The 26,664-nt window shown below is 71.2% G+C and carries 28 protein-coding genes, 1 tRNA gene and 1 riboswitch; of the genes, 15 read left to right on the top strand and 14 right to left on the bottom strand.

The window, feature by feature from the left end; translation table 11 throughout:
* Positions 1 to 68: 68 nt before the first annotated feature.
* The 5 genes from ACS5PV_RS13255 to ACS5PV_RS13235 all read right to left on the bottom strand — a co-directional run bounded on the left by ACS5PV_RS13255 (position 69) and on the right by ACS5PV_RS13235 (position 6,015).
* Entirely contained in the window at positions 69 to 2,126 is a 2,058-nt protein-coding gene (locus ACS5PV_RS13255) for a TonB-dependent receptor (protein ID WP_455395895.1), read from the bottom strand.
* 114 nt (positions 2,127 to 2,240) lie between these two features.
* Positions 2,241 to 2,426, bottom strand: a riboswitch (cobalamin riboswitch).
* A gap of 101 nt (positions 2,427 to 2,527) precedes the next feature.
* On the bottom strand, positions 2,528 to 2,731 hold the full coding sequence (locus ACS5PV_RS13250; protein ID WP_455395782.1) for a Trm112 family protein: 204 nt from the start codon (positions 2,729 to 2,731) through the stop codon (positions 2,528 to 2,530).
* 49 nt (positions 2,732 to 2,780) lie between these two features.
* Positions 2,781 to 3,449 carry an LON peptidase substrate-binding domain-containing protein gene (locus tag ACS5PV_RS13245; RefSeq protein ID WP_455395781.1) on the bottom strand — a complete coding sequence of 223 codons (669 nt, stop codon included), beginning with the start codon at positions 3,447 to 3,449 and terminating at the stop codon, positions 2,781 to 2,783.
* Between the two features lie 157 nt (positions 3,450 to 3,606).
* A complete protein-coding gene (gene trxA / locus ACS5PV_RS13240) occupies positions 3,607 to 4,515 on the bottom strand; it encodes a thioredoxin (protein WP_455395780.1) in 909 nt (302 codons plus the stop codon).
* Between the two features lie 192 nt (positions 4,516 to 4,707).
* Positions 4,708 to 6,015, bottom strand: coding sequence for an MFS transporter (locus tag ACS5PV_RS13235; RefSeq protein ID WP_455395779.1), 1,308 nt, complete (start codon positions 6,013 to 6,015; stop codon positions 4,708 to 4,710).
* A 69-nt stretch (positions 6,016 to 6,084) separates the two neighbouring features.
* Between ACS5PV_RS13235 and ACS5PV_RS13230 the strand changes: the two genes are divergently transcribed.
* From ACS5PV_RS13230 to ACS5PV_RS13205, 6 genes are all read left to right on the top strand, one after another.
* Entirely contained in the window at positions 6,085 to 6,672 is a 588-nt protein-coding gene (locus tag ACS5PV_RS13230; protein ID WP_455395778.1) for a TetR/AcrR family transcriptional regulator, read from the top strand.
* Positions 6,673 to 6,883: 211 nt separating this feature from the next.
* Positions 6,884 to 7,756 (top strand): hypothetical protein, encoded by an 873-nt coding sequence (locus ACS5PV_RS13225; RefSeq protein ID WP_455395777.1) that lies wholly within the window; start codon positions 6,884 to 6,886, stop codon positions 7,754 to 7,756.
* A 435-nt stretch (positions 7,757 to 8,191) separates the two neighbouring features.
* Positions 8,192 to 9,538: a dicarboxylate/amino acid:cation symporter gene (locus ACS5PV_RS13220; protein ID WP_455395776.1), complete on the top strand. Its 1,347-nt coding sequence runs from the start codon at positions 8,192 to 8,194 to the stop codon at positions 9,536 to 9,538.
* 7 nt (positions 9,539 to 9,545) lie between these two features.
* A complete protein-coding gene (locus ACS5PV_RS13215) occupies positions 9,546 to 10,457 on the top strand; it encodes an ROK family protein (RefSeq protein WP_455395775.1) in 912 nt (303 codons plus the stop codon).
* 55 nt (positions 10,458 to 10,512) lie between these two features.
* Entirely contained in the window at positions 10,513 to 10,887 is a 375-nt protein-coding gene (locus tag ACS5PV_RS13210) for a hypothetical protein (RefSeq protein ID WP_455395774.1), read from the top strand.
* Between the two features lie 81 nt (positions 10,888 to 10,968).
* Complete coding sequence (locus ACS5PV_RS13205; protein ID WP_455395773.1) at positions 10,969 to 11,457, top strand: Lrp/AsnC family transcriptional regulator; 489 nt, start codon at positions 10,969 to 10,971, stop codon at positions 11,455 to 11,457.
* A 133-nt stretch (positions 11,458 to 11,590) separates the two neighbouring features.
* On the opposite strand, the gene ACS5PV_RS13200 is transcribed toward ACS5PV_RS13205, so the two are convergent.
* Complete coding sequence (locus tag ACS5PV_RS13200) at positions 11,591 to 13,375, bottom strand: chloride channel protein (RefSeq protein ID WP_455395772.1); 1,785 nt, start codon at positions 13,373 to 13,375, stop codon at positions 11,591 to 11,593.
* 78 nt (positions 13,376 to 13,453) lie between these two features.
* Here ACS5PV_RS13200 and ACS5PV_RS13195 point away from each other — a divergent pair, with 78 nt between their 5' ends.
* A complete protein-coding gene (locus tag ACS5PV_RS13195) occupies positions 13,454 to 13,885 on the top strand; it encodes a MarR family winged helix-turn-helix transcriptional regulator (RefSeq protein WP_455395771.1) in 432 nt (143 codons plus the stop codon).
* A 4-nt stretch (positions 13,886 to 13,889) separates the two neighbouring features.
* On the opposite strand, the gene ACS5PV_RS13190 is transcribed toward ACS5PV_RS13195, so the two are convergent.
* From ACS5PV_RS13190 to ACS5PV_RS13155, 8 genes are all read right to left on the bottom strand, one after another.
* Entirely contained in the window at positions 13,890 to 14,297 is a 408-nt protein-coding gene (locus ACS5PV_RS13190) for a DUF2000 family protein (protein WP_455395770.1), read from the bottom strand.
* A 31-nt stretch (positions 14,298 to 14,328) separates the two neighbouring features.
* Positions 14,329 to 15,195: an AraC family ligand binding domain-containing protein gene (locus tag ACS5PV_RS13185; RefSeq protein WP_455395769.1), complete on the bottom strand. Its 867-nt coding sequence runs from the start codon at positions 15,193 to 15,195 to the stop codon at positions 14,329 to 14,331.
* Between the two features lie 58 nt (positions 15,196 to 15,253).
* Positions 15,254 to 16,294, bottom strand: coding sequence for a tryptophan--tRNA ligase (gene trpS, locus ACS5PV_RS13180; RefSeq protein WP_455395768.1), 1,041 nt, complete (start codon positions 16,292 to 16,294; stop codon positions 15,254 to 15,256).
* 104 nt (positions 16,295 to 16,398) lie between these two features.
* On the bottom strand, positions 16,399 to 17,148 hold the full coding sequence (locus ACS5PV_RS13175) for an endonuclease III domain-containing protein (protein ID WP_455395767.1): 750 nt from the start codon (positions 17,146 to 17,148) through the stop codon (positions 16,399 to 16,401).
* 56 nt (positions 17,149 to 17,204) lie between these two features.
* Positions 17,205 to 17,828: a septation protein A gene (locus ACS5PV_RS13170; protein WP_455395766.1), complete on the bottom strand. Its 624-nt coding sequence runs from the start codon at positions 17,826 to 17,828 to the stop codon at positions 17,205 to 17,207.
* Positions 17,829 to 17,989: 161 nt separating this feature from the next.
* Positions 17,990 to 18,235, bottom strand: coding sequence for a hypothetical protein (locus ACS5PV_RS13165; protein WP_455395765.1), 246 nt, complete (start codon positions 18,233 to 18,235; stop codon positions 17,990 to 17,992).
* A 158-nt stretch (positions 18,236 to 18,393) separates the two neighbouring features.
* A complete protein-coding gene (locus ACS5PV_RS13160; RefSeq protein WP_455395764.1) occupies positions 18,394 to 19,404 on the bottom strand; it encodes a helix-turn-helix domain-containing protein in 1,011 nt (336 codons plus the stop codon).
* A 339-nt stretch (positions 19,405 to 19,743) separates the two neighbouring features.
* Entirely contained in the window at positions 19,744 to 20,160 is a 417-nt protein-coding gene (locus tag ACS5PV_RS13155) for a helix-turn-helix domain-containing protein (protein ID WP_455395763.1), read from the bottom strand.
* Here ACS5PV_RS13155 and ACS5PV_RS13150 point away from each other — a divergent pair.
* The 8 genes from ACS5PV_RS13150 (at position 20,048) to ACS5PV_RS13115 (ending at position 26,260) form a co-directional block, all read left to right on the top strand.
* Positions 20,048 to 21,004 carry a LuxR family transcriptional regulator gene (locus ACS5PV_RS13150; RefSeq protein ID WP_455395762.1) on the top strand — a complete coding sequence of 319 codons (957 nt, stop codon included), beginning with the start codon at positions 20,048 to 20,050 and terminating at the stop codon, positions 21,002 to 21,004. The genes ACS5PV_RS13155 and ACS5PV_RS13150 overlap by 113 nt on opposite strands.
* A 176-nt stretch (positions 21,005 to 21,180) precedes the next feature.
* A complete protein-coding gene (locus tag ACS5PV_RS13145) occupies positions 21,181 to 21,837 on the top strand; it encodes an acyl-homoserine-lactone synthase (protein ID WP_455395761.1) in 657 nt (218 codons plus the stop codon).
* 222 nt (positions 21,838 to 22,059) lie between these two features.
* Complete coding sequence (locus tag ACS5PV_RS13140) at positions 22,060 to 22,338, top strand: hypothetical protein (protein ID WP_455395760.1); 279 nt, start codon at positions 22,060 to 22,062, stop codon at positions 22,336 to 22,338.
* 216 nt (positions 22,339 to 22,554) lie between these two features.
* A tRNA-Thr gene (locus tag ACS5PV_RS13135) sits at positions 22,555 to 22,629 on the top strand.
* A gap of 47 nt (positions 22,630 to 22,676) precedes the next feature.
* On the top strand, positions 22,677 to 23,747 hold the full coding sequence (locus ACS5PV_RS13130) for an alpha/beta hydrolase (protein WP_455395759.1): 1,071 nt from the start codon (positions 22,677 to 22,679) through the stop codon (positions 23,745 to 23,747).
* A gap of 9 nt (positions 23,748 to 23,756) precedes the next feature.
* A complete protein-coding gene (locus ACS5PV_RS13125; protein ID WP_455395758.1) occupies positions 23,757 to 24,758 on the top strand; it encodes an asparaginase in 1,002 nt (333 codons plus the stop codon).
* Positions 24,759 to 24,833: 75 nt separating this feature from the next.
* Positions 24,834 to 25,331, top strand: coding sequence for a tRNA (N6-threonylcarbamoyladenosine(37)-N6)-methyltransferase TrmO (gene tsaA / locus ACS5PV_RS13120; RefSeq protein WP_455395757.1), 498 nt, complete (start codon positions 24,834 to 24,836; stop codon positions 25,329 to 25,331).
* A 41-nt stretch (positions 25,332 to 25,372) separates the two neighbouring features.
* Positions 25,373 to 26,260 carry a quinoprotein relay system zinc metallohydrolase 2 gene (locus ACS5PV_RS13115; RefSeq protein ID WP_455395894.1) on the top strand — a complete coding sequence of 296 codons (888 nt, stop codon included), beginning with the start codon at positions 25,373 to 25,375 and terminating at the stop codon, positions 26,258 to 26,260.
* Positions 26,261 to 26,664 lie beyond the last annotated feature (404 nt).

Genomic DNA, 26,664 nt, shown 5'->3' with positions numbered 1-26,664 from the left:
GTTCCTGTCCGCGATCTCACGGCGAAGCCCGGTTGGGCGCTAGTTCGTCGGCAGGGGCCAAACAGTTCTCAGAACCGCCCCGCCAGCGTCAGCCTGACCGCCGTCGGCTCGACCGGGTGGAAGTGCCGGTCGGCGACGCCTGCCGCCTCTCCGGGCAGGCGCGACTCGTAGTAGTAGGTGATCTGGTCGGCCCGGGCGTTCGTCAGGTTGAGCACGTCGAGGGCGAGGCTCATGCCGTTGTCGAAGGCGTAGCCGATCCGGCCGTTGAGCAGGGCGGTCGGCTTCGAGCGCACCGAGTTGTCCTCGATCAGCGGCCGCGGGCCGAAGTAGCGGAAGCGCAAGGTCCCGAACCAGCCCTGGCCCTCGCCGAAGGTGAAGCCCGCCGAGGCGATGGCGGTCGGGGCCTCGGGCACGCGCTGGCCGATCGGGTCGCGGTCGGCAAAGCGCGCATTGGTGAGCGTCAGGTCGCCCTCCAGCCGCAGCCAGGGGGTGAGCGCGTAGTGGTTGCTCCACTCGATGCCGAAGCGGCGGGTCGGCCGGCTCGGCTCGGTGGTGCCGGTATCGCCCTGGAACAGGTTCTCGGAGGCGAAGTCGAGCCGGAACAGGGCGAGGCTCGTCTCCAGGCCGGCGATCGAGCGGTTGCGGATCCCGACCTCGTAGCCGGTCGAGGGCACCAGGAACGGCGAGCGGGCGATGTTGAACAGCGGGCTCACCGGATCGACCGTCGCGGTGACGCCGCGGGCGTCGTTCGAGTGGAAGCCGCCGCCGTAATTCAGGTAGATCTCGGTATCCGCCCACGGCCCGAACACTGCGCCGAGCTTCGGGTTGACGATGCCGTCGCGGGCGCGGCCCGAATTCGCGGGCGTGTCGGAGCGGACGTCGGCATAGTAGCCGTCGGCCCGGAAGCCGACGCTGGTGCGCAGCCAGTCGGTCCAGCGCACGCGGTTCTCGTAGTAGAAGGCGGCGCTCGCCTCCAGCACCCGGTCGTCGAGGACGGTCGAGCGGTATTGCCGGGCGGTGGTGTTGAACAGGCCGACCCGGATGTCGTCGGTGCGGGTCTGCACGCCGATCTCGTTCTCCATCGGCAACCCGAACAGGTCGCCCTGGAAGACCCTCGAGATCTCGCCGCCGCCGAGCACGCGGGCGTCGCGCTGGCGGAACTGGTCGCCGTTGACGGGATCGTTGAGGAAGTAGGTGAAGTTGTTCCAGAGGTTCATCTGGTAGCGGATCACGTAGGCCGAGGCCCGGGTGATGCCGCCGGCATCCGACTGGCTCCAGCGTCCGGAGAGCGAGAAGCGCCCGGTATCGCCGCCATCGGTCGGATCGAGCGTGCCGTAGCGGCCGATGATGCCCTCCGCCACCGCCCGCTCGGGGATCTGGTTGGTGGCGTTCCATTTCGCCCAGTAGGCCATGCCGGTGACGGAAAAACCGTCCGTGGCGGTGCCCTGGCTGTAGCGGGCGACGCCGTTGAGCTTGCGCAGGGCGTCGGGCACGACCCACGGCCCGTCATAGGCTTGCGCCTCGCCCGCCACCAGGAGGTTGCCGGCGCCGAGCGGCACCGAGGCCGCCGAGAGCCCGCGCCTGAAGCCGAAGCTGCCCAGCGTGGTGAGCGCGATGTTGCGGTCGAGCTTGTCGAGATAGTCGATCCGCACCGAGCCGGCGGAGGCGAAGTCGCCGTCGCGGACGAAGTACGGGCCCTTGTGGAACTCGACCGCGCCGACGAGCTCGGGGATCAGGAAGTTGAGGTCGGCGTAGCCCTGGCCGTGGGCGTGGGTGCGCATGTTCACCGGCATGCCGTCGACGTGGATGGCGATGTCGGTGCCGTGGTCGAGGTTGAAGCCGCGCAGGAAGAACTGGTTGGCTTTACCCTCGCCGGAATGCTGGGTGACGATCAGGCCCGGCACCGATTCGAGCACCTCGCCCGGGCGGGTGACGGGCAGGCTGTTGATCACCGCCCCGCCGATGATCCCGGCGCTCGCCGCCTCGACCGGACGCAAGGCCCCGCCGATGCCGGTGACGCCGCCGGGATAGCCGGCGCTGGCCGCCGTCGGTGCTGCGGGCGCCGGAGCGGTCACGTCGATCGTGTCGAGGGGGATGTCACCCTGCGCCAGGGCGGGGACGGGCAGGCAGGCGGCGAGTGCCGCGAGGAACGGGAGACGGGAGGCGGGCACGGGCGAGCCTTCAGGGGCTGTGGCACGTCACCGTGGAGGCACCGGCACACCCCGGCCGGCGCGGCCCACATGTGACCACGGCTGACGGCAGGTCTCCTGGCTTGCGGGTCTCGGCCCTCCATCGTCTTCCCGGGCTCATCGCACCCAGTGACGTCGGTGATGGAGGACTCGCCGCTCACAGTTGCGGGGGCAGCCGCGGCATCTCGCACCGCGTTCCCTTTTGATCCCCGGGGGGAACCGTCCCGTCGAGGTGTAGGCTCGAAATCGGCGGGCGCCAACGCGGCGCACGCCGATTTGTCGGGCGTGTTGCCGGTTGTCGACGGGAAACCGCGCGGGTCGTGTCCCGCGCGGCGCGCTCAATCCGCCAGCGGCCGCGCCTCTTCCGGCAGCATGATCGGGATGCCGTCGCGGATCGGGTAGGCGAGCTTGGCCGAGCGGCTGATCAGCTCCTGGCGCGCCGAATCGTAGTCGAGCCGCTCCTTGGTCAGGGGGCAGACCAAGAGCTCGAGCAGCTTCGGGTCGATGCGGGTGGCCTCGAAGGAGGTCGGGGATTCGCTCACGGGTGGTCCTTCCGAGTGGTTTCGGCGTTTCTCTAGCCCAAGCCGCCGCCTATTGCAGCGTCGGCTCGGCGCCGGAGGCCCGCACCAGTTCCATCTCGGTCACGGCGATCAGCACCTCGGCCCGGGTCTTGAGGTCGGGCGCCTCCAGCATCGCCTGCTTCTCGCGCGGGCCGAACGGGCTCATCATGCACAGCGCGTTCACCAGGGCCTCGTTCGGCGCCTCCTCGATCCCGGCCCAGTCGACCTTGAGGTCGTTGGCCTCGACGAAATCGCGAAGAGCCTTCAGCACGCCGGCGCGGTCCACCGCCTCCTCGCCGGCGCGGGCGTGGAAGTCGCTCTCGAACGGCGCGAAGGTGACCTTGCAGCGCCGGTAGCCGGTGGTGGTCGACAGCTCCTCCTCGATCCGGAAGCGGGCGATGCCGGTGAGCGAGATCAGGTAGCGGCCGTCGCCGGTCTCGGCGAACTGGGTGACCCGGCCGGCGCAGCCGACCTTGAACAGCTTGGGCGACAGCGGGGTCTCGCCGGAGTCGGAATCCGGCTGGATCATGCCGATCACCCGGTCGGTGCGCAGGGCCTCGTCGATCATCGCGAGGTAGCGCGGCTCGAAGATGTTGAGCGGCATCTGGCCCCGCGGCAGCAGCAACGCGCCGGGAAGCGGAAAGACCGGGATCTCGGCCGGGCAGTCGCCCGGCCCCTTGTAGGCGACGTTCATGCTCATCGGCGTCGCTCCCGCGCGGATCGTAAGGGGGTCCCGGGCTTCCTCGTCTCGGGCCCGGGATCACCAGCAGCGATCTAGGGCGCGGCCGGCCGGCGTGGATACCTGTCCGGCGTAATGCCGCGCCCGGGATGCACTTGTGGATGCACCCCGGCCCTCCTCACGAGAACATCAGGGTCGACAGCTTGCGCCGGCCGCGGATGGTCATCGGGTCCATCGGGCCCCAGGCCTCGAACAGCTGGAGCAGCTGCTTGCGGGCGCCGTCGTCGTTCCAGGTCCGGTCGCGGCGGACGATCTCGATCAGCTGGTCGACCGCCTCCTGCTGTTGGCCCTTGGCGTTGAGGCCGAGCGCGAGGTCGAACCGGGCCTGGTAATCGGCCGGGTCCGCCTCGATCCGGCGCTGGAAGCCGGCGAGGTCGCCGAGCGAGGCCGCCTGCTCGGCGAGATCGATCGCCGCCTTCACGGCGGCGATGGCCGGGTCCTTGGCGGCCTCGGGCGGCGCCGATTCGAGGAAGCGGCGGGCGCCCTCGACGTCGTCGCGGTCGAGGAGCAGGCGGGCGAGCGCCGCGATGGCGCCGGCATGCCCCGGCTCCTGGCCGAGCACCGCGGCATAGATCTCGGCGGCGGCATCCGAATCACCGGCCTCGGCGGCGGCTTGCGCCTCCGCCATCAGGTCCTCGACGGCGGTCGGCCCGAGGGGGCCGACCAGGCGCTCGATGAAGGCCTTCACCTGGCCCTCGGGAAGCGCCCCCATGAAGCCGTCGACCGGCTGGCCGCGCTGGAACGCGATCACCGCCGGGATCGACTGGATGCCGAGCTGGCCGGCGATCTGGGGATGCTCGTCGATGTTCATCTTGACGAGCTTCACCTTGCCGCCGGCGTCCTTGACGGCCTTCTCGATGATCGGCGTGAGCTGCTTGCACGGCCCGCACCACGGCGCCCAGAAATCGACCAGCACCGGCTGCTGCAGGGATTCCTGCATCACGTCCTGGCGGAAGGTCGCGGTGGTGGTGTCCTTGATCAGGGCGCCCGCGGGGGGCTGGCCGGCCGCGGGAGTGTCGGTGAGCATCGATGACCTCGGGAGAACGGCCTTCACGTCGCGGGCCGTGAGCCGGCCCGCCGATCAGATGGGGTAGACCGGCCGCCCCGGCCAGGGCAAGGCGCGGGAAAGCCTGAAACCGCACGGGAAACCAGGAGCCGGACGCGGCCATCGTGCGGCCGCGCTCGGCGAGTGGGTCACGCTGCGGCCGGCGCCGGGTCGTCACGCTGCGGCTGGCGCCGCTTGCCGCATCCGGCCGATCATCAGCGACATCAGTGCGGCCATGACGGCGGTGAGACCGGCGGCCAGGAACGCCTCGAGGTAGCGGCCCTCGGAGGCCCGCACCAGGCCGGCGCCGAACGCGGCGGTGGCAGCGCCAAGCTGGTGGCCGGCGGCGATCCAGCCGAAGACGATCGGGGCGTCGCGCTCGCCGAAGGCTTCGTTGGCGAGCCGCACCGTCGGCGGCACCGTGGCGATCCAGTCGAGGCCGTAGAACACCGCGAAGATCGACAGGCTGTAGAACGAGAAGTCGGTGAAGGGCAGCGCCATCAGCGACAGGCCGCGCAGGCCGTAATAGACGAAGAGCAGCTTGCGCGGGTCGTAGCGGTCGGTGAGCCAGCCCGAGCCGGTGGTGCCGATGAGGTCGAACACGCCCATCAGCGCCAACAGCCCCGCGGCCCGCACCTCCGGGATGCCCTGGTCGGCGCAGAACGAGATCAGGTGGGTGCCGACCAGCCCGTTGGTGGTGAGCCCGCAGATGAAGAAGGTGCCGAACAGGAGCCAGAAATCGCCCTTGCGGCTCGCCCGCACCAGCCCGTCGATCGCGGCGCGAAAGGGATTGGCGCGCCGGGGCGGCTCGGAGACGGTGCCGGGTGCGGCGCCGTAGGGGGTGAGGCCGATGTCGGAGGGGCGCTCCGGCAGTAGCCAGGCGACGAGGGGGATCAGCGCCGCGGTGGCGCACGCCACGGTGAGCACCACCGGCTGCCAGCCGCCGGCTTGCGCGATGGCCGCGAGGCCCGGCAGGAAGATCAGCGTGCCGGTGGCGGTGCTGGCGGTGAGGAGCCCCATGAACAGGCCGCGGCGCACGGCAAACCAGCGGTTCACCACCGTGGCGCCGAGCACGATGGCGACGCAGCCGCTGCCGAGGCCCGACAGCACGCCCCAGGTGGCGATGAGGTGCCAGGGCTCGCTCATCAGCGCGCTCAAGGCCGTCGAGGCCGACATCAGGGCGAGCGCGCAGAGCAGCGTGCGGCGGATGCCGAAGCTCTGCATCAGGGCCGCGGCGAACGGCCCGACGAGCCCGTAGAGGAAGATGCCGAGCCCGGCGGCGAAGGAGGTGGTGCCCCGGCTCCAGCCGAAGGCCTGCTCCAGCGGCAGGATCAGCACGCCGGGCGAGGCCCGCAGGCCGGCCGCCGCGAGCAGGCACAGGAAGATCACCCCCACCACCACGAAGGCGTAGTTCTGGCCGAAGGGCCTGGGCCTGGGCGGGGCGGGGGAGGCGAGGCCCCGCGGCGACACGGTCGAACTCATGCTGGGACATCCTCCCCGAATCGTGCTAGGACGTTACGTACCGGTCAGTAACATCGTCAAGGGTGAAACATGGCGGAGGGGCATGACGGGAGCGCACCCGTCCGGGCCGGCGACCGGATCCGGGCGGCGGCCCGCGAGCTGTTCTACAGCCGCGGCTTCCGGGGCGTCGGGGTCGACGAGATCGTGGCCCGGGCCGGGGTGACGAAGCCGAGCCTGTATCGCGGCTTCGCCTCGAAGGACGCCCTCGTGGTCGCCTGCCTGAAGGATTACGATGCCGGCCTGCGCGCCCGCCTCGACGAGGCGCTGGCCGCCCATCCGGACGACCCGCAGGCGGGCCTTCTCTCCTTCCTCGACGGCATCGCCGGGCGCAGCGCCCGGCCGGGCTTTCGCGGCTGCGGCCTCACCAACGCCGTGGTCGAGTATCCGGAGGAGGACCATCCGGTGCACGCGGCGGCCTGCGACGGCAAGCGCGCGCTCCACGCCCGCCTCGCCGAGGTCGCCGGCACGCTCGGCGCCCGCGCGCCCGAACACCTCGCCGACGCGCTGCTGCTCCTCGTCGAGGGCGCCTTCGCCTGCGGGCAGATCTTCGGCTCCGACGGGCCGACCCGCTCGCTGTCCGCCGCCGCCGAGGCGCTGATCGCGGCGAGCCGCGCGTGAGGCCGGCCCGGGTCGGGCTAGCATCGCGCACCGCACCATAGAATTCCGTCAATAAATCGGGGGGCGGCGGCAGCACGGCCTTGATTCTGTCGTCATGATCGGTCGATACGCGAGAGTTGACGCCGATCGCGGCCGATCGCCTCCCGGGCTGCCCCTTGGAGACAGCCCTCCGGAGGCAACCTCCTGGCCGCGACCCCGTGGAGTTGAGCGTATGACCCTCGTACGACGTTTCCAGGTTGCGCCGGCGCTGGTCCGCCTGATCCGCAAGGAGCGCGGCTCCTCCCGCATCACCGAAGGCTACTTCCCGCCCCAGTCCGGCCGGACCTCGTTCGTGCGCGTCGACGGCGGCCAGTGCCACCTCGTCCTCGTCACCTCCGACGGCGGCGCCACGAGCGAGGAGCGCACCGAGGTGCCGCGCGCCCACGGCGACGCGCTCCTCGACGTCTGCGCCGGCCGCGCCGCCTACGACCGCACCCAGGTGGCCCTCGGCAACGGCCGCGACGCCCTGATCGACCGCTACGTCGCCCCCGGCACCGTCGACGTCGTCACGGTGTCGTTCGACAATCCCGACGAGGCGAACGGCTTCCCGGTGCCGCCGTGGTTCGGCCCCGAGGTCACGACCGACGCCGCCTATGAGGGCCGCTCCATCGCGCTCCAGGGCGTGCCGCAGCCCGGCGAGATCGGCCTGTCCAACGCCGCCCTCGACGCCGTGCTCGACCTGATCGAGCCGCGCTACGGCTTCGGCCGTTACGCCGCGCCGAGCCGCAACGGCGAGGAGGCCGGGGTGGTCAACGCGCTGCGCCGCATCTCCACGCCGGCCCCCGAGCCGACGCCGCCCCCGCCGCCGCCGGAGCCCGAGCCCGTCCACGAGGCGCCGCCCCCGCCGCCCCAGGCCGAGGCCGCCCCCGAGCCGCCGCCCCCGGCCCCGGAGCCGCATCCCGATACCCGTATCGACGATGTGATCGAGAGCCTGTCCCAGGCGCTCGGCGCCGCGGTGCCGGGCGGGGACGCCGCCCGCGACGACGGCACCCCGGCCTTCGAGCGCTGGACCGTGCGCCCGCGCCGGACCCAGCCGACGCCCTGACGCCACCCTCGACGGTCTGACGAGACGACCCATCCCGGGTTCCGCCCTGACGGAGCCCGGGATTTTTCGTGCTGCACCACCGCGCCCGGTCGCGATGAATCGGTGTTGCACGGTTGAATGGCACCCCGTAATCCGTCAGACGCTTGACGCCGCCGCGTCCGCGCGCCACGCGTCTTTCAAGACCGGTCTCCGGTCGGGCGTCGGCGGCTGCGACGGGCGGCAGCTTCCGGAAGGCCTCGGCGCCGGTGTCGCAGAGGCAGCGGGGCCCTGGCCGGGACGATCAAAGGGTTCTTTTCGATTTTCGACTTGGAATGGGCGGCGCGGACTTCCTACACTGTCCGGGCCGCGGCCTGTTCCACACCACAGTCACGCGGCGCAAGGCCGCATCGCGACGGCCGATCCCACGGCGGCCGGCACCTCGGGGAGAGAACGAACATGCAGCACGCTACGCCGTCCGCGACGGCCACGGGCTCGTCGCAGCCCTGGTACAAGGTCCTCTACATCCAGGTTCTGATCGCCATCGCGCTCGGCGTCCTGCTCGGCTACGCCGCGCCCGACACCGCCAAGTCGATGAAGTGGCTCGGGGACGCCTTCATCGCGCTCATCAAGATGATGATCGCGCCGATCATCTTCTGCACCATCGTGCACGGCATCGCATCGATCGGCGACCTGAAGAAGGTCGGCCGCGTCGGCCTCAAGGCGCTGATCTACTTCGAGGTGGTGTCCTCGCTGGCGCTCATCATCGGCGTGATCGTCGGCGAGATCGTGCAGCCGGGCGCCGGCTTCGGCGCCACGGCGGAGCAGCTCGACGCCAAGGCGGTCGCCGGCTACGTCAGCAAGGCGCAGGCCGATTCGACGGTCGCCCACATCATGGCGATCATCCCCAAGAGCTACTTCGACGCCTTCGCGGGCGGCGACCTCCTGCAGATCCTGCTGATCGCGGTGCTCACCGGCGTCGTCATCACGGGCCTCGGCGAACGCGGAAAGGCGGCGACCCACGCCATCGAGGCGGCGGGCGAGATCTTCTTCCGCATCATCGGCATGATCGTGAAGCTCGCGCCGATCGGCGCCTTCGGCGCCATGGCCTACACGATCGGCCAGTACGGCATCGGCAAGCTCGGCAACCTCGCCGGCCTCGTCGCCACCTTCTACCTGACGAGCCTCCTGTTCGTGCTCGTGGTGCTCGGCCTGATCGCGCGCTTCTGCGGCTTCTCGATCCTCAAGTTCCTGGCCTACATCAAGGACGAGCTCCTGATCGTGCTCGGCACCTCGTCGTCCGAGACGGTGCTGCCGCACATGATGCAGAAGATGAAGCGGCTCGGCGCCTCGGATTCGGTCGTCGGCCTCGTGATCCCGACCGGCTACTCGTTCAACCTCGACGGCACCAACATCTACATGACGCTGGCGACGCTGTTCCTGGCCCAGGCCGTCGGCGCCGATCTCAGCTTCGGGCAGTACGCCACCATCATCGCGGTCGCGATGCTGACCTCGAAGGGCGCCTCGGGCGTCACCGGAGCCGGCTTCATCACGCTCGCCGCCACGCTCGCCGCGATCCCCGGCAATCCGGTCCCCGTCGCCGCGATGGCGCTGATCCTCGGCATCGACAAGTTCATGTCGGAGTGCCGCGCGCTCACCAACCTCGTCGGCAACGGCGTCGCCTGCGTGGTGGTCAGCCGCTGGGAGGGCGAGCTTGACCCGGCGAAGCTGCGCGAGGTGATGGCCAACCCGCTGGCGATCGGCACCGAAATCGCCGACGAGAAGCCGGTCCCGGTCGCGCCCTGACCGCATGATGCCGTCCTTGCGCATCGGCATCGATCTCGGCGGCACCAAGATCGCCGGGATCGCCCTCGACACGGACGGCACCGTCCGGGCCGAGCGGCGCATCGCGACCCCGCGGGGCGACTACGACGCCTCGCTCAGGGCCATCGCGGCCCTGGTCGCGGCGCTGGAGGCGCAAGCAGGCGGCAGCGGCACCGTCGGGATCGGCATCCCCGGCGCGCTGGTGCCGGCGACCGGCCGGGTCAAGAACGCGAACTCGACCTGGCTCAACGGCCGCCCGCTGGGCGAGGACCTGGAGACGGTCCTCGGCCGCCCGGTGCGGCTGGAGAACGACGCCAACTGCCTGGCGGTGTCCGAGGCCGTCGACGGGGCGGGGGAGGGGGCGCACCTCGTCTGGGCGGTGATCCTCGGCACCGGCGTGGGGTCGGGCATCGCGCTGTCGGGCCGGGCCCTGTCCGGGCGCCAGCGCATCGCCGGGGAATGGGGCCACAACCCGCTGCCGGCCCCCCGCGACGACGAGCGTCCGGGCCCGGCCTGCTATTGCGGCCGACACGGCTGCCTCGAGACCTGGCTCTCGGGGCCGGGGCTCGCCGCCGACCATGCCCGCCGCACCGACCGGGCGATGACCGGCGAGGCGATCGTCGCGGCGATGCGCGGAGGCGATGCGGCGGCGCGCGAGACCTTCGCGGCCTGGCTCGACCGGCTCGGGCGCGGCATCGGCGCGAGCGTCAACCTGCTCGACCCCGACGTGATCGTGCTCGGCGGCGGCCTCTCGACGATCCCCGAGATCTACGACGCGCTGCCCGCCCGCGTCGCCCCGCACGTCTTCGGCGGCGGCTTCGACACCCCGATCCTCCAGAGCCGCCACGGCGACGCCTCGGGGGTGCGTGGGGCGGCGTGGCTGTGGAACGCCGCCGCCTGATGATCCATCCGGTCCGCCGCTATGGCCGATGACCGATCCTTCGGAGGTTGTTGCGATGCGAATCCTGCTGATCGGCTACGATCCCGACGCCGTCGACTACACCGATCCCGCCCTGCCGCCGGGCCTCGACGCCGACAAGATCCGGGCCGGGATCGCAGCTGCCCTCGACGGGATGTCCCGCCGCGGCTGGACCGCCGATCACTGCTTGGTCCGCCCCGACGCCGCGGCCGCCGGGATCGTGACGCAACGCCTCGCGGCCACGTCCTACGACGCGGTGGTGATCGGTGCGGGGGTGCGCCAGTCGGGCCGGCATCTCGCGGTGTTCGAGGCGATCCTCAACGCCGTCCATCGCGCCGCGCCGGGGGCCCGGATCGCCTTCAACACCCGGCCGGAGGACAGCGCCGAGGCCGTGGAGCGCGTGTCCGGCTGAACGCCCCCTTGCATCGGGCGCCGCGATGCGGGTTTGCTCGCGCCAAGGCCCGCCCTCGAGGGCCGCCAGGAGACCTCCCGCGTGCCGGCCAGACCCGTCGACCTCGACCCGGCCTCGATCCGCATCCTCGAGCATCTTCAGCAGGACAGCGAGGTCGGCATCGGCGACCTCGCCGAGGCGGTCGGCCTCTCGACCTCACCGTGCTGGCGCCGGGTCGCCGACCTCAAGGCGCGCGGCATCATCCGGCGCTGCGTCGCGGTGGCCGATCCGCAGGCGCTCGGCCTGCACGTCAACGTCTTCGTCCACGTCTCGCTGGAGAAGCAGAACCAGGCCGCCCTCCAGGCCTTCTCCGACGCCATCCGCCACCGGCCGGAGGTGATGGAATGCTACCTGATGAGCGGCGAGGCCGACTACATGCTGCGCGTGGTGGTCGAGGACCTGGCCCAGTACCAACGGCTGATCGTCGATCACCTGACCCGGATCCCCGGCGTGGCAAAGATCAGGTCGAGCTTCGCGCTCGATCAGGTGAAGTACACGACGGCGTTGCCGTTGGACCATTTGAAGGAGTGAGCTTCCGCCCTCAAGGCGGATGAGTCTCGCAGACTTCCTCCTCATCATCCCGGGCTCCGCTGCGCGGCCCAGGGACGACTTCGAGGGTGACAGGGCTGGTGGGGACGATCGGATCGATATCCCGCCGCGCCGCTCACGCGCCCCGCACCCTCGCCCCCCGCGAAAAGTACGCCTGGCGCTCCCCCTCCGCCCGGCTCACCGACGCTTGCACCTGGAGCAGGTCCTTGCGGGTCAGGAGCCCGACGAGGCGGCCGCTCGCGGGGTCGGTGACCGGCAGGCGGCCCTGGCCGGTCGCCAGCATCAGGTCGATGGCATGCGCCGTGACGTCGTCGGGATGGACCAGCGCCAGCCCCGCATCCGAGACCCGCTCGTCGAGGCGCTCGGCCGCGTGCCCGCCCTCCGTCTTCCACAACAGCGCGTCGGACCGCGAGACCAGGCCGACCGGACGCCCGGCCTCATCGAGGACCGGGTAGATCCGGTGGCGTCCGGCCTCCAGCACCGCCACTGCCTCCGGCACCGGCAGGGCGCCGGGCAGGGTGTCGACGGCGCGCACCATCACCTCGGCGACGCGGGTGAACTCGTGCGGGTCGATGCCGTATTCTCGCGTGACGTGCTGGCCGCGCCGGGCGATCTTTTCGGTGAGGATCGAGCGCTTGAGCAGCAGCACCGTCACCGCGTAAGCCGCCGCCGAGGCGGCGAGCAGGGCCGGCAGCGCGTGCACGTCCCCGGTCAATTCGACGGCAAACAGCGCGCCGGTGAGCGGAGCCCGCATCGTGCCGCCCAGCATCGCCGCCATGCCGAGCAGCGCCCAGAAGCCGGGGCTGCCCGGCAGCACCGTGCCGATCAGCCAGCCCATCGCCCCGCCGAGGATCAGGAGCGGCGCGAGCACGCCGCCCGAGGTGCCCGACGACAGGGCGACGATCCAGATCATCGCCTTGACGCAGAGGATCAGCAGCACGGCCTTCAGCGCCGGATGGCCGCCGAGCAGGTCGGCGATGACGTCGTAGCCGACGCCGAGCGCCCGCGGCTCGACGAGGCCGCCGAGGCCGACGGCGAGACCGCCGAGCGCCGGCCACCACATCCAGTGGATCGGCAGGCGCTCGAACGCGTCCTCGCAGGCGTAGAGCAGCCGGGTGAGCAGGCCCGACAGGAGCCCCGCCGCGATCCCGAGGCCGGCGCAGGCGAGAAGGCCCCATCCCGGCAGCACCGGATCGGCCGCGACGGGAAACAGCGGGCCCGCCCCGAACAGGGAGGGGCGCAGCATCGTCGCGGTGACGGCGGCGGCCGCGACCGGGATGAAGCTGCGCGGGCGCCACTCGAACAGCAGCAATTCGACCGCCAGCAGCACGGCGGCGACCGGCGTGCCGAAGATCGCCGTCATGCCGGCGGCCGCACCCGCGACGAGCAGCGTCTTCCGCTCGGCGGCGCTCAAGTGGAAGAACTGCGCGAACAGCGAGCCGAGGGCGCCACCGGTCATGATGATCGGCCCCTCGGCGCCGAACGGCCCGCCGGTCCCGATCGAGATCGCCGAGGAGACGGGCTTCAGCACCGCGACCTTCGGCGACATCCGGCTGCCGCCGATCAGGATCGCCTCGATCGCCTCCGGGATACCGTGGCCGCGGATCTTGTCCGAGCCGAATCGTGCCATCAGCCCGATGACGAGGCCGCCGAGCGGCGGCAGGGCGACCATCCAGAGCGAGGGCGTCGCCCCCGCCAGGGAGGCGGGGCCGGCATCGAACCGACCGAACCAGGCGAGGTTGGTCACGAGCCCGATCAGCGCGAGAAGGCCGTAAGCCGCGACCGTGCCGGCGAGCCCGATCACCAGCGCCATGGCGACGAGGACGAGGAGGCGCCGGTCGGCGCGGAAATCGGCGAGGGCGCGGCGCCGGACGGGCGGGATGGCGGGAGAATCGGACATGCGGCGAAGATCGAGAGAGGCTGCGATGCCGATCGATATATATCGTAATACGATATTTTCAAACGGGACGGGGAAGCGATGAGCGAGGGACCGGACGAGAGGCTGTCGCGGGAGGAATACGCGGCGATCGCGGCGTTCCGGCTCGAGCTGCGGCGGTTCCTCGCCTTCAGCGAGGCGGCGGCCGCGAAGGTCGGTCTGCCGGCCCAGCAGCACCAGGCGCTCCTGGCGATCGCCGGCCATGACGGCCCACCGACGGTCGGGTTCGTGGCCGAGCAGCTGCTGGTGGCGCCGCAGACCGCCGCCGAGCTGGTCTCGCGCATGGTCGAGGCGGGGCTCCTGACGAAGGCCGCCTCGCCGCGGGACCGCCGGCGGCTGGCGCTGACCCCGACGCCGAAGGCCGAGGCGCTGCTCGCCCGGCTGACCGCGGCGCATCTGGAGGAACTGCGTACGCTGGAGCCGGCGCTGACCCGGGCGCTCGGCCGCATGCGCTGCGGTAGCGTCGAGGGGTGACCCGTCAGGGGTGCAGCGCGGCGCCCTTGGTGGCCTTGTCGACGTCCTTCTTGGGGCCGTGGAGGGCGAGGCCGACGAGGTCCGGCGCGTCGGCGGGCTCGGCGGCGAAGACCGCGCGGTTGGCCGCATCGTGCCCGGTCTCGAACATCGCCCGGACATAGGCGCTGCGGGTGAGGTCGCGCTGGATCGCCTGCTGCCAAGCCCGCTGCAACACCTCGCCGGTCGCCGCGAAGATCAGCATCGGCTGGCCCAGGAGCCGGGCGTGGCGGCGGCCGGCCGCGTCGAGGTAGGGCTCGCCCATGGCGTCGGGCACGGCGCCGGCGATGCCGGTCGCGAGGAAAGCGGTGACGTTCAGCTTCTGCCACACCGCGAGGTCGTCGCGGACCAGGATGGCCACCTTGGTGTCGAACATCGAAGAATCTCCCTGCGGACGATCCGCAGGGCTAGCCGAGCGCCAGGGCGGCGTCTGGAACGTTCGTGCGCCCACGGCCGTAGGCCGCCGGGGTGAGGCCGTAGGCGCGGCGGAACCGGCGGCCGAGATGGCTCTGGTCAGAGAAGCCCGCCGCGACCGCTGCCTCCGCCGGCGGCACCCCGGCCCGCAGCAGGGCCCGGGCTCGGGCGAGGCGGATCTCGACCAGGCAAGCATGCGGCGAGGTGCCGAAGCGCTTGCGGAATGCGCGGGCGAGCTGGAATCGGTCGGCGGCACCGGCCGCCTGGGCGAGGGCGTCGAGCCCGAAGCTCGTCGCCGCGTGCGCCCGGATGAACGCCATCGCCCGCTCGGCGACCACCGGATCGCCGGCGGGCGACGACCGCGGGATCTCGGCACCGAGATGGCGGCGCAGGTGCGAGGCGAGATCGTCGAGGGCCGCGTCGGTCGCGAGCGGCGAGGCGGCGCCGAACACCGCGCGGCAGGCCCGGTCGATCGCCCCGCCGAGCGCGCCATCGTCGGCGAGGGTGCGCCGGAACCCGATCCGGGCGTCGCCGCCCATCCGGCACCGCACCCAGTCCTGCGGCAGGTACAGCATGCTGTAGCGGAAGCCTGGCTCCCGCACCGCCTGCCCGTCGTGGCGCTCGCCGGGCTCGATCAGGATCACCCGGCCCGGGACGCTCTGCCGGCGCGCGCCGCGGCAGTAGAAGTCCTGGAGGCCCTCGTGGGTCACGCCGACCAGCCACTCGTCATGGTGGTGCATGTCGTAGGCGTGGCCGAGGAACCGCGCCGTCACCGCCTCGATGCCGCTCGCGGGCTCGCGCCGGAGATGGACGAAGTCGCGGGGCGGGGCGGTCCGGTTCTCGGCGGGGACCTGTGTCATGGGTCGGTCGATCGCTCCCTGCGATCGTCTCGAAGACGGAATTCCGCGGCCCCGCCCGTCAGCGCCGGCGCACGAAGCCGACGATGTCCTTCACCGCGGCGATGTTGGGGGCGGCGATGGCCTCGGCCCGCGCCGCGCCGTCGGCGAGCACCGCGTCGATGTGGCCCGGATCGGCGACGAGGCGCTTCATCTCGGCGCCGATCGGGCCGAGCTTGGCCACCGCCAGGTCGACCAGCGCGCCCTTGAAGGCCGAGAACTGGGCGCCGCCATACTCGCGCAGCACGTCCTCGCGGCTGACGTCGTTGAGCGCCGCGAAGATGCCCACGAGGTTGTCGGCCTCCGGGCGCTTCTCCAGGCCGGCGATCTCGGAGGGCAGGGGCTCGGCGTCGGTCTTGGCCTTGCGCACCTTCTGGGCGATGCCGTCGGAATCGTCGGTGAGGTTGATGCGGGAATAGTCGGACGGGTCCGACTTCGACATCTTCTTGGTGCCGTCACGCAAGGACATCACCCGGGCGGCGGGCCCGCCGATCAGCGGCTCGGTGATGGGGAAGAACGCCTCGCCGTGGCCCTGGTCCGCGATCGCGCCGGCGAAGTCGTTGTTGAACTTCTGGGCGATGTCGCGGGTCAGTTCGAGGTGCTGCTTCTGGTCCTCGCCCACCGGCACGTGGGTGGCGCGGTAGGCCAGGATGTCGGCCGCCATCAGCACGGGATAGTCGTAGAGGCCGACGCTGGCGTTCTCGCGGTCCTTGCCGGCCTTCTCCTTGAACTGCGTCATGCGGTTAAGCCAGCCGAGGCGGGCGACGCAGTTGAAGATCCAGGCGAGCTCGGCGTGCTGCGGCACCTGGCTCTGGTTGAACACGATCGAGCGGGCCGGATCGATGCCCGCCGCCAGGAACGCCGCGGTGACCTCGCGGATCTGCCGCGTCAGCTCGCCCGGGTCCTGCCAGATGGTGATCGCGTGCAGGTCGACGACGCAGTACAGGCACTCGAACTGCGCCTGCATGGCGACGAAGCGCTTGATCGCGCCGAGATAATTGCCGAGGTGGAGGTTTCCGGTCGGCTGCACCCCGGAGAAGACCAGTTCCTTGAACGCGGGCATCGTGATCGTCGTCCCCTGGGTCGTCGTCCCTTGGCCGGGAGCTGTCACAATCCCGCGGGCGCGGCGTTCTGGACCGTTCCGGGAGGGGGGTCAAGCGCGTGGAATCAGGGGTGCAGCGCGGCCGTATCGCGGGCGGTGCGGGCCCCCGTCCGAGCCTCGCCGGTGGGGCAGAGATCGAGCAGGGCGCAGCGCCCGCAGGCCGGGTTGCGGTGGAAGCAGCAGCGCTGGCCGTGCAGCATCAGGATCTCGTGGTTGTCGTAGAGCTGTTGCGCGTCCCAGTCGGCCGGCAGCTGGGCGCGCAGGAGGGCGTGAGCGGGCCCGACATCCACCTTCGGGCCGATGAGCCCGGTGCGCTGCGCCACCCGGTGATGGTGGCTGTCGACCGGAAGCGCCGGCATCCGCAAGCTGCTGAACGACAGGACCGCCGCGCTGGTCTTCGGCCCGATGCCCGGGATCGCCTCGAGCCAGGCGCGGGCCGCCGGCACCGGCATCTCGCGCAGGAAGCCGAGATCGAGGCTCCCGGCGCGCTCCTGCACCGCGCGCAGGCACGCCTGGATCCGCGGCGCCTTCAATTCCGGCCAGGTCACGCCGGAGATGAGCGCCTGCACCTCGGCGGTCGGCGCCGCGACGAGCGAGTCCCAGTCGTTGAAGCGCGCCCGCAGGGCCTTGAAGGCGCGGCCCGAATCCGCGTTGCGGGTGCGGTGCGACAGGAGCGAGGAGATCAGCTCGCTCACCGGGTCGAGGTCGTGGAAGTACGGGATCGGGCAGCCATAGACCCCGCACAGGCGGCGATGGATCGCCAGGGCCTTGTCTGCGAGGTCTTGTCCGGCGAGATCTTGAGGTGCGGGGCTCATGACGGGGTGAATCGCCGAAGTCCCGCCCGCGTTCCGGCTGCGGCACCGCGTCCCGTTCAGGCCTTGTCGGACCGGCCCTCGTCCTTCTTGCGCTCGTAGCGCAGGAGCAGCGGGGTCTGGGCGAGCGCGAAGGCGAGGGTGAGCGGCATGATGCCGAACACCTTGAAGCTGACCCAGAAATCCGTGGACTGGGTGCGCCACACCACCTCGTTCACGCCTGCGAGGAAGAAGAAGAACAGGCCCCAGCGGAAGGTGAGCTTGCGCCAGCCCTCCTGGGTGAGGTCGAACACGCTGTCGAGCACGAGCGCCAGCAGTGGCCGTCCAAAGGCGAGGCCGCCGAGCAGCACCGCCCCGAACAGGCTGTTCACGATGGTGGGCTTGAGCTTGATGAACAATTCGTCGCGCAGCAGCAGGGTCAGGCCGCCGAACACCACCACCACCACGCCGGAGACGAGCGGCATGATCGGCAGGCGCCGCACCCAGAGGTAGTGGACCGCGAGCGCCACCAGGGTGGCGGCGATGAACAGCCCGGTCGCCACGAACAGGCGCTGGTCGGCGGGAAAGCCGAACCGGTCGGCATAGGCGTTGCCGAAGAAGAACACCCCGAGGGGGCCGAGCTCCAGGACGAGCTTGGCGAGGGGAGGAAGATGGGCCTGCGGCGGGACGGCTTCGATCTGCATGGGGCGGGGGCGACGCTCCTGTTCTGGGCGCACGCTGCGCGCGCCACCTCCCGGGCAGGTGGGCCCGCGCGGGCGCAAGCGCAACGGAAGCGACAGGCCATAGACTGGCGCGGCCGGTCCATCCATCCCCAAAACCCTTCGGCCGGACCCCGGCCGCGCCGTTATCGCGCCTCGGCTTCCGCCTCCGGGCGGAGCGCGGCGGTGCGGCGGCGCTCGCAGGCGACCTTCAGGTAGGTCTCGCGCCCCCGCACGAGTCCGCTCTGCGCCGCCAGGGTCTCGCCCTGCATCAGGCAGGTGAGCGGCGTCGATGCCGGGGCGACCGCGACGTCGAGCGCCGTCTCGCGGGAGCAGTCCGGCGCCGCGAGGGCGCTGGCGCAGACCAGGGCGACGGTGAGAAAATCCGCCATGCCACCTCCATCGGCCGCTCGCGACGCGGATCGGGCGGGAGGTCCGGGCCGGACGGGTGCTCGCGCCGCGCGAAGAGGAGCGATTCGCGTGCCAGACTTGGACCAAGGTCCAATGCCGCGGCGTTCTGTTGTCGTGCGGCAACGACGGGCAGAGGCACTCAGCGCAGGGCGTTCCACCAATCGGCGAAGCTCTCCTGAGCGGGGGTGCCCGGCCCTTGCGCCTCGCGGTTGAGGCGGCGGAACTCGCTCGGCGAGAGGCCGAAGGCGGTCCTGAAGGCCCGGCCGCCATCGGACTCGCTCGAGAAGCCGCAGCTGAGCGTGAGTTCGGCGATCCGGCCGGTCTCCTCGGGCTGGGACAGCAGGCTGCGCAGCCGCGCCAGCCGGCGGGCGCGGATGGCGCGGGCGACGCCGCCGCTCGGCTCGAAGGCTCGGTAGAGCACCGAGCGCGACACGCCGATCGCCCGGGCCACCGCCTCGGGCGTCGCCGCCAGATGGGCGTCGATGTAGAGGCGGGCCCGCCGGCGGCAGGCGGCGGCCGTTGCCATCCGCAACGCCTCCCGTCCGGTCTCCGACGGCCCGGCGGGGGAGCAATCGAGGGTGTTCTGGCCCGAGAGCGTCAGCGCCAGCAACTCCGAGGTCGCCCGCGCCAGGCGCTGGCGGTCGCCCGGGCCGTGGCGGTGCAGATCGTCGAGCACGGTCCCGAGGAAGACCGCGAGGAGCCGTGCCCGGTCCTGCGGCACCACGGCGCCGTGCAGGCGCCCGGTCTCGTGCACCACCGCCTCGACCTCGCTGCGGGGGATCGACAGCGTGAGCACGCGGGCTTGGTCCGCGCGGGTCTCCATCGGCCGGCTCATGTCGATGAGGGCGATCTCGCCCGGCGCGACGACTCGTGTGCCCTCGGGCGTGCCGACCCCCAGGGCGCCGCCGAGGACGAGCTGGGCCGTGAAATGGTCGAAGCCGTTGCGCAGGACGCGCCGCGGCGACCGGACATGGGCGACGCCCCGCAGCCGGCGATCGAACAGGAGCAGGCCGTCGAGGCGCTCGGCCGTGACCTCGACCGCGAAGTCCTCACCGATCCGGCCCACATCCGCCACCATCGCGTAGAGGTCGTGATAAGCCTCGAACCCGTCCTGTCCGGTCGGCGCATCATCGTCGGTCGAGAATCGCAATGCCGCCTCGCGCCGGATCGTTGCTAAGTCGTTGGGCGTAGACTGCCACGCCAAGTCGTCATCGGGCCGGATTATCGCTATGCGGGGTTAACGTAAAGATCTCGCCGCGCAAGACGGTCATGACTGCGTCACCACCCGTCGACCACGCCTCGCTCCGGTGCGTCCTGTGCCGGCCCCTGCACGCCGTCGCCCGTCCGGCTCACCGCTGCGGTCTTCGCCCGGACGGATCCCGTGCCGGTCGCCTTCGTGGCATCGCAGCCTGGCCGACGGGGGCCAAGACCTTTCTCACGACCGAGACTCACTTCCGGCCGGGACCACCGCGGGGCTGCGCCGGATCTCCTACGCCTCGGTCCCGTCGGCCTGCGCCTCCGTGCTCTGCGCCGCGAGCGTCAGGATCAGGCGCGCCACGCGCAGCCGGACCTCCGCAGGGGTGATCCGCCGGAACGCCGCCAGGACGGCCTGATCGTCGAGAAGCACCGCCTCGTTTCCCACGGCCTCGCTCCCGATCGGGCCGGATTCCGGCAGGATGAAGAACGAGTCGACGGGGCAGCGCAAGACAGAGCAAATCTTCCAGAGTATGCTGGCGCTCACATTATCCTGCCCCAACTCATATTTCATGACCTGATGGTCGGATACGCCTATCATGATGCCCAGCTTCAGTCGCGAGACTCCACGGCTGAGGCGAAATTCTCGGATCTTTTGCCCGATCGCGCGCTTCGTCGCGAGCTCGTCGAAATATATATTGTCATCGATCAAGAGACGTGCCTCATATGAACATTCTAAGATCGCTCGATCGATAAAGTATGGCGTAACGCCCGCCCATACCATATTTTCCTGTTCGACCATGATCAAGGCGTCAGGGGCCATGACGAATTTTACGCAGATCAGCTTCGATCTGATATCGGAGATCAAGCAAAGCAACTGCGTCGATCAGATACATTCAATACTTGATAAATCCGCAAACATATTTGGATACAATACCTTCGTCATCGCCGAGGCTCCGTTGAAGTCGCGCGACATGTTGCAGGACCGGCTGATGCTGGCGCGATGGCCGGAGCAATGGTCGGAGCGCTACGGCGAGCGCGGCTACATCCACCACGATCCGGTCGTCGCCCACACCCGGCGGATGACGGGTCCGTTCCGGTGGTCGGAGGCGCCGATCGGCCGCGACGAGCGCCTCGCCCGGATCATCATGGGCGAGGCCTCGGAGATCGGGCTGCGCGACGGCTACTGCATCCCGATCCAGGATCTCACCTGCACGCGCATCGTCTCGTTCGGCGGCTCGCATTTCGACCTGCCGGAGCAGGCCGCCTCCGGCCTGCACATGCTGGGCATCTACGCCGACCTGACCTTCCGCTCGCTCACCGCGGCGGCGGCCAAGCGGCGCGAGGTCGCCCCCGGCGTGCCGCGGTGCTCGCCGCGCGAGATCGAGTGCATCAAGTGGGCGGCGGCCGGCAAGACTGGGTGGGAGACCTCCGAGATCCTGTCGTTGTCGCACCGCACCGTCGAGAGCTACCTGAACACCGCGGCCCAGAAGCTCGGGGCGGCCAACCGCGTCCACCTCGTCGCTCAGGCACTGCGCCAGGGTATCATAGACTAGAGCAGCATCCGGCCGCGCTGCGATCGGATGCTGCTCCAGGTCTTTGGTTTCGCCGCACTTTCCGCGACGAAACGATTTTCGTTTCGTCGGGCGGTGCTCTCGCGCCGCAACCGTAAAATCACGGGATACCGCAACAGCTAACAAATGCCGTATCCGCTCTTCCAGGAGGAGCGGACATGATCACTGTCATCGATTCGACAAATTACCATCAAAATGCTCAACTTCTCGACGATATGTACCGATTCCGGCATCGCGTTTTCGTCGACATCATGAAGTGGGAGGCGTGTCGCAAGCCGGATGGGCGCGACATCGATCAGTTCGACGGGCCGGACTGCATCCACGTCGCGGCACTCGACGGTGACGCGGTCATCTCGTACTCGCGCCTGCTTCCGACGACGCGGCCGCATCTTCAGAGCCACGTCTATCCGGAGCTGCTCCAGGGCCGGACGGCGCCGACGGGGCCGCACATCCTCGAATGGACGCGCTGCGCCGCCGCGCCCTGGCGCCGGCCCAACAGCCTCGCGGCCGATCCTAATGCCGGGCGCCAGTTCCTCGCCGTCACCGAGATGACGCCCGCCCTCGGCCTGACCGGCTACCTGGCCCAGGTTCACCCGACGATGATCACCAAGCTCACCACGATGGGCTGGGACGTCGAGACCCTGGCGCTCCCGACCCGCTACGACGGCCACCTCGTGGTGCCGATCCACATGATCTGGACGCCCGACACCGCCGACGCGACCCGGCGTGCCTTCGGGCTCACCGGCACCGCCTACGACGTGCTGCCGCATACGCTGCCGGCGGCGCGCAGACAGCCCACGCACTACGCCTCGTAAGACCGACGGTCGTCGAAAACGACCCTTGGTCCCATTCTCGAACTTCCGCCGTGCCCGAGGTCCTGAACTTGCGGGCCCGGCATCGAAGGGCCGAGATCGGTCAATGGCCCCGTCGATCCCGGGTCCGCCCGGGATCGACTCGATGCGTCGGCATCTTGGGCCACTGAATCCTGGGCCATCGATACGAGAACCCGCTCCTCGCGACCATCCGAATACCGGGCCATGAACCAGCACACCCCACCGACCATCGACGACGTCGTCGTGATCCTGCCCGGGCTCGTCCGGGCCCTCGGGCTCATCATCGAGCAGATGGAGCCCCTGGTGGACCTGTCGCGCCACGCGACCAACCTGCCCGAGGAGACCGCGGACAGGCTGGCCGATCTCGGCCAGACCCTGACCGAGCACGCCCACACCCTGATGCGCGAGGCGGCCCGCCGGCGCCAGGTCGGACCGGGCCGGGCCGCCCTGGCGCCCGGCCCGGCCGATCAGCCCTCCCGGTAGGGCGCGGCGCGGGCCGGGCGGTTCGGGTTTTGTGCCTTGACGAGACGTGCGCGAACGCGGTTTATGTCGCGCCGGACGGCGATGCTCGGTATGGCAACCGTGCGAGCCATCGAGGGCGGCATCCGAATCGCGCCGCAACCGGATGTCGCTCTAGGTCTTTGGTATGTTCGCATTTTCTGCGACGAACCGGTTCCCGCTTCGTCGGAAGATGCTCCAGCCGGTGTAGCACAGCGGTAGTGCAGCGGTTTTGTAAACCGAAGGTCGGGGGTTCGATCCCCTCCGCCGGCACCACTCATCCCGGACCGGCCCCCGGACGGCCCGGCCTTCGCCGAGGTCCGATGGCGTCCCTGTTCCGCTCCGTCCTTCCGCTCCTGCTCGGCCTGCTTGCTGTCCGGGCCGAGGCCGCCGACGAGGCCGGCCCGCATCGCCGGCCCGTCGCCGTCGTGGCGGACCGCAGCCTGGAGGTGGCGCCGGGCGCCCGCTTGCGGCTCTTCGCCTCCGCCGACCTCGACGCGCGCCACCCGGAAGTGACCCGGGCGGTGATCGTGCTGCACGGCCGCCTGCGCGACGCCGACGTCTACTACGCCTCGGCGCTCGCCGCCCGCGAGGCGGCGGGCGCGGCGGGGGCCGGGGCGCTCCTGGTGGTGCCACAATTCCTCAGCGAGGTCGACTGGGCCGGCCACGCCCTGCCGGCCGACGTGTTGCACTGGACGCTTGAGGGCTGGCAGGGCGGCGACGACGCCCTCGGCCCGAAACCCCTGAGCTCCTTCGACGCGCTCGACGCGATCCTCGCCCGGCTCGGCGACCGGGCTCGCTTCCCGAACCTGTCGCGCGTCGTCGTGGCGGGGCATTCCGGCGGCGGGCAGGTGGCGCAGCGCTACGCCGTCCTGTCCCGGGCCGGCGACGCCCTGGCGCGCAGCGGCGTGCGCGTGAGCTTCGTCGTCGCCAATCCGAGCAGCTACGCCTACTTCACCCCCGACCGGCCCGGCCCGACCGCCGAGTGCCCTGGCTACAACCGCTGGAAGTACGGGATGCAGGACCTGCCGCGCTACGCCGGCGGCGCGGCACCGGCGGCCCTGGAGGCGGCCTACGTCGCCCGGCCGGTGACCTACCTGCTCGGCGCCCGCGACACCGACCCCCGCCATCCCGCCCTCGACAAGTCCTGCATGGCCGAGGCGCAGGGGCCCTTCCGCCTCGCCCGCGGCGAGGCCTACTGGGCGGCCCTGAAGGCGCGTCATCCCGACCTGCACCAGCCCCTGCACGTGGTGCCGGGCGTCGGCCACGACGGCGGCCGGATGCTCGGCTCGGCCTGCGGCGTCGCCGCCCTGTTCGACGCGCCGGGCTGCGGCGATGCCGGCCCGGTTCCTGCGAGCGCGGGTCCGGCGCATGCGGGCGCGAGCACGAGGTAATCCAGCAGCATGACAGCACACCCCAAGGTCGCCTTCATCGGCACCGGCGGCACCCTCTCGTCGGTGGGCCGCGACAGCCTCGACATCCTCGACTATACCGCCACCGGCGAGCGTCTGGAGGCGGAGGACATCCTCGCCCGGGTGCCGGAGGCCGCGAGCGTCGCCGAGGTGGTGCCGGTGCGCTACCGCGCCGTGACGAGCCCCGGCATCGGCTTCTCGGACTGGAAGGCCCTGGTGCTGCTCTGCGAGCGGCTGGTGGCTGAGCATCCGGACCTCGCCGGCATCGTCATCGGGCACGGCACCGCCACCCTGGAGGAGACCGCCTACGCGCTCGGCCTCACCCTCACCGTCGCGGTGCCGGTGGTGCTGGTGGGCTCGCAGCGCCCGATCAGCGCCCTGTCGAGCGACGCCCCCCTCAACCTCGTCGCCGCCCTGCGCACGGCGGCCGCGCCGGAATCCCGCGGCCGGGGCGTCCTGGTGGTGCTCAACGACGAGATCCAGGCCGCCCGCGAGGTGACCAAGACTTCGGTCGCCCGGCTCCAGACCTTCCGGACGCCGGATTTCGGCGTGCTCGGCCAGGTCGACGGGCCGCATGTGCGCTACTACCGCCGGCCCGAGCGGCGCCACGCCCCCGGCACCCCGTTCGACATCCGTGCTCTCGACATCCTGCCTCGGGTCGACGTCTCGTACGCCTATGCCGATGCCGACGGCACGGCGGTGCGGGCCTTCGCGGCGGCGGGCGCCCGCGGCATCGTCTCGGCGGGCCTCGCCCCCGGCATGACGCCGCCGGCCGAGGCCGAGGCCCTGGGCCGGGCGGCGGCCTCCGGCATCGCCGTGGTGCAGTCGACCCGCGCCGGCAGCGGCGTGGTGCCGGATACCAGGCGTCTTGCCGAGCTCGGCATCCTCAGCGCCGACAACCTGACGCCGCAGAAGGCCCGCATCCTGCTCGCGCTCGCCCTCACGGTGACCCGCGACCCGGCGGCGTTGCGGGAGATCTTCGCGACCTATTGAGGGCTTGCCGGCCCGGCACAGCCCGAGACCACGTCCGGCGGGACCCGGCCTGCACGAAGAGGGAGACGACGGCCGATGGTGCGCCTCGACGAGATCCGGGCCGGCGAAGTCGCGGTCGCGCCGCCCGCCGCGGCGGATGCCGGCCTCGTCTTCATCGGCCGCATCCGCACCCCTTGGACCGATCGCCTCGGCTGCCCGCGGCAAGGCCGGGCCGATGGGCCGGCCTGCCGGATCGAGGTTTTTCCTCCCTGGCGCGAGGCCCTCGACGGGGTCGAACTCTACGAGCGCCTGGAGGTGCTGTACTGGCTCGACCGCTCGCGGCGCGACCTGGTGCGCCAGAGCCCGGCGAGTGACGGCACCACCCGCGGCACCTTCTCCCTGCGCTCGCCGGTCCGGCCGAACCCGATCGGCACCAGCATCGTCCAGCTGATCCGGGTGGAAAACGGGATCTTGCACGTGCGCGGCCTCGATTGTCTCGACGGCACGCCGCTCCTCGACATCAAGCCCGACCGCACCCTGTTCACGCCCCTGGCGCCGCCGCAGGCCGGGGATGCGGAGACCGGGGAGGGGTGAGGATCGCCGCTCTCCTCGTCCTCGCGCTCCTCGTCCGGGCGATGCTGGGGGCACCGGCCCGGGCCGCGGACGACCCGCCGCCCCTGGCCGTGCAGGAGGTCGCCCCCGGGATCTTCGTCTACGCCGCGCCCTACGCCCTGGCCGGGCGGGGCAACGACGGCGCCATCGCCAATGTCGGCTTCGTGATCGGGCGCGAGGCGGTGGCGGTGATCGATACCGGCGGCAGCCTGCGGGCGGGCCAGCGCCTGCGCGCGGCGCTGCGGCAGCGCACCGCCCTGCCGGTTCGCTACGTCATCAACACCCACGTCCATCCCGACCACGTGCTGGGCAACGCCGCCTTCGCGGAGGAGGGGGCGACTTTCGTCGGCCACCACGCCCTGCCGGAGGCCCTGGCCGCGCGGGCGGACGGCTACCTGCGGGCCACTGCCGACCTCGTCGGCCCGGGCTTTGCCGGTACCCGGATCGTGCCGCCGACCCTCCTGGTCTCGACGCCCCTCGACCTCGACCTCGGCGGGCGGGTGCTGCGCCTCGAGGCCTGGCCGACCGCGCACACCAACAGCGACCTGACGGTGCGCGACGAGGCCACCGACACCTGGTTCCTCGGCGACCTGCTGTTCGTCGGGCACGTGCCGGCCCTCGACGGGCGGCTCACCGGCTGGATCGCGACCCTGCGCGCCCTGAAGGCGCGCCCCGCTGCCCGGGTGGTGCCGGGCCACGGCCCCGCCGCCGTCCCGTGGCCGGCCGCCGCCGGGCCGATCGACCGCTACCTCGCGGACCTTGCAGGCCAGGTGCGGGCGATGGTGCGGGACGGCACCCCGATCGGCGAGGCGGGCCGTGCCGCCCGGGACGAGGCGGGAGAGTGGGCGCTGTTCGACGACTTCAACGCCCGCAACGCCACCACCGCCTATCAGGAACTGGAATGGGAATAGTCGAGGATTCACGATTATTCCGCCGGCTCATGACATCTCGTTCGTAAACCAACGGTCCCGATAACGTCCTGTTGATGTTGCGTAGCACAAATTGAATGCTGCACAGCAGCATACAGGGCGATATGTACCTTAGTTATCGATCCGGAAGCCTGTCAGGGGCGCCCTGCCGCAGGCAGGTGTGTTGACGGCGTCCCAATTTCTCTTAGAGTTCCTTCAAGCTTCGGTTTCAACGGTGCTGCCAGGGGAAGGCGGCATTCGGTTCGCAGACACGGCAGGGCCCGCCCGGGCGCCCTTCGCGCCAGTCCCGCTGGCGGCCGGTTGTGACACGCTGCCGAGGCCGATGACGTCCCCAAACGCAAACAGCAGGAACGGTTCGACGCGTCCCGTCACGGGGCGCGCGACGG

It is taken from the genome of Methylobacterium sp. Gmos1 (genome assembly GCF_053764715.1).
The sequence above is the reverse complement of the archived record's forward strand: the minus strand, read 5'-3'. Positions and strand labels throughout refer to the sequence as shown.